The 2,205-nt window shown below is 26.9% G+C and carries 2 protein-coding genes; both read left to right on the top strand.

Going from position 1 to position 2,205, the window contains the following annotated elements; genetic code table 4:
* The first annotated feature begins 43 nt into the window (after positions 1–43).
* A complete protein-coding gene (locus EHV01_RS04850) occupies positions 44–742 on the top strand; it encodes an HAD hydrolase family protein (protein ID WP_422066467.1) in 699 nt (232 codons plus the stop codon).
* Between the two features lie 90 nt (positions 743–832).
* Positions 833–2,080, top strand: coding sequence for a phosphatase PAP2 family protein (locus tag EHV01_RS04845; protein ID WP_422066466.1), 1,248 nt, complete (start codon positions 833–835; stop codon positions 2,078–2,080).
* Positions 2,081–2,205 lie beyond the last annotated feature (125 nt).

Below are 2,205 nucleotides of genomic sequence, written 5' to 3'. Positions count from 1 at the left end.
ATTTTTAAATAAAAGACATAATTAATTAAAATTATAATTTGCTATTAGTATCTTTTTAAAAATATTTACAATTATTTTAATAGGTTATGCAAGAAGTCTATTATATCAACAACCTTTACCACAAGCATTAGTTCTTGCGGTGTTAACAAAGGCCATTGCAGCAAATGTTGATCACATTGTTTATACTGCTAATATGGTTTATGGTCATCCTGAATCTGGTCGGATTGCTTTTATGCTAAAGTATAATGCCCAATTAGATAATGATGATTATCGCATTCCAATTGATACAGAAACGGATTATGTAGCGTTATTAAAAAATAATGAAATTGAAGTTTTAAAAATTTTATTCCCTTTTAATTCATCAACTGAATTAGAGCAAGTCCAAGCGATTTATCATCCCTTTAAAGCTGCAGCTGATGGTGTTTTCTCTCAAAAAGATTTATTTGATATTCAAGCATTAAATATTAATAAGGGTCATGCTTTTAAAAAATTATGTGCTTTAAAAGGGTATGATCCACAACAGTTTATTTTTTATGGGGATAATTATAATGACCTTGAACTTGCTAAAATTGTTGGTTATACTGTTGCGATGGGGAATAGTGTCTTAGAATTAAAAAAAATTGCTAATACAACAACAATGACAGTTACCGATAATGGGGTTCGTGAATATCTTTTTACCGAAGTATTATCAAAAGAACAACTAACAGAATTTCTTTCCCAAGTTAAAAATGTTTTTAAATAAAACATTTTTTTATTTTATAATGATTTCATGAAGATGTGAAATTTTACGAGAGACACCAAACAAAAGTTCTATGTTGACGGTTCTGCATTTATGAACAAAGATAGTAAGAACAAATTTGTTTTTAAAATATTAAAAATTATTGCCTTAACTGTTGTTATAACACTTTTTATTGTAGGAAGTATTTGAGACCGCCAAATTGCAAAAGCAATTGGTGATTTAAATGATAATGGTGTTGTCAGTTGATTAAGTTTATTTTGAGATAAACTAGCTTATACAATGACCGTTCCATTTATGTTTGCAGGAGTAGGGATTTTATTAGAAAGTTTAAATATCAAATATAAATCAAAATTTAAATTCTTAGCAATTATCATTATTACTGTTTATGCTTTATTTATAATTTTATTTACCTTAATTATTAGTCGAATGATTTATCAGCAATCAACATTTTCTGCTTTTGGTGGTAAAGGAAGAGATTATTGATCTGGTCTTGATGGAACAAGCACAATCGTTGCAATGACAATTCAACTTAGTATTGAAGTTATCTTAATGGGCGGGATTGCTTGATTTTTAAGAGTTAAATTTTCAAAACGAGATGATTTATTAACTAATAATTATTGAATTGATGCCTTAAAAATATTTGTAGTGTTTGTGCTTTTTGGTATTACTTTTGATCCACTTTTGAAAACTTTCTTTGGACGACCATATTGAGTCCATGTTGATTATCAATATGTTATTGACCATTTACCAGATAGTTGAACAAACAAACCAACTAATGTTATTAATGCCGAATATTTAAATTGGTGACAAATTCAAGGTTTTAAAGCTGAATACTGAGCTTTCTTATTAGGAAAAGCAGGGGAAGGAACACATCACTGAAGTGATAAGGCATTTCCATCTGGTCACATGAATTCATCATCAATGCCTGTTTATGGTTTTTTGTTATATTTCATGAATGAAAAACGTAAACAAAAGATTACTTGCTGAAAATGATTCATATTTGGGTTTTTTATTGCAAATATTGCAATGATGGCATTTATGCAAATTCTTTCAAGAACACATTACTTAACTGATTTAATGTTTAGTTTAATAGTTTTATTAATATTCTTTCAATGAGTTGCTTATGCAACTGACCATGTCATTTATAAAATTTTATCATTAATTTGAAACAAACAAAACAAACGCTATTCGATGGTTGAATTAAATAATGGTCAGAAAACAATTTTATTGCTTGATATTGATGGTGTTTTATGAATTGTAGCAAAAGTAAGAACTACAAAAATTAATAAATCTAAAAAATATAAATATTGACATCGTGACAATATTATTTACAAAAAATAAGAACTGGATGTCTGATATAGTAGACTTCTTGCATAACCTATTAAAATAATTGTAAATATTTTTAAAAAGATACTAATAGCAAATTATAATTTTAATTAATTATGTCTTTTATTTAAAAATTTYWA

This window comes from Spiroplasma sp. hy2, assembly GCF_044714365.1.
GTDB lineage: Bacteria > Bacillota_I > Bacilli_A > Mycoplasmatales > Mycoplasmataceae > Spiroplasma > Spiroplasma phoeniceum.
The sequence above is the reverse complement of the archived record's forward strand: the minus strand, read 5'-3'. Positions and strand labels throughout refer to the sequence as shown.